Origin of the sequence: Metasolibacillus meyeri (assembly GCF_003049505.1) — a bacterium.
GTDB classification, from domain to species: Bacteria; Bacillota; Bacilli; order Bacillales_A; family Planococcaceae; genus Metasolibacillus; species Metasolibacillus meyeri.
This window is the reverse complement of sequence record NZ_PYWN01000301.1, coordinates 1-314: the sequence shown is the minus strand read 5'-3', so window position 1 is coordinate 314 and position 314 is coordinate 1. Positions and strand designations below refer to the sequence as shown.

General features: G+C 52.5%; 1 rRNA gene. It reads left to right on the top strand.

The annotated features are described in order from the left end of the window. Positions 1-314: ribosomal RNA gene (locus tag C9J34_RS21650) — 23S ribosomal RNA — on the top strand; the annotation flags it as partial.

The following is a 314-nucleotide window of genomic DNA, read 5'->3' as shown; positions in this document are numbered from 1 at the left end:
GCCCGTTAATGGGTGATAGCGTGCCTTTTGTAGAATGAACCGGCGAGTTACGATTACGTGCAAGGTTAAGCGAAAGAAAGCGGAGCCGTAGCGAAAGCGAGTCTGAATAGGGCGAATGAGTACGTGGTCGTAGACCCGAAACCAGGTGATCTACCCATGTCCAGGGTGAAGGTGAGGTAACACTCACTGGAGGCCCGAACCCACGCACGTTGAAAAGTGCGGGGATGAGGTGTGGGTAGCGGAGAAATTCCAATCGAACCTGGAGATAGCTGGTTCTCTCCGAAATAGCTTTAGGGCTAGCCTCGTGATTGAGA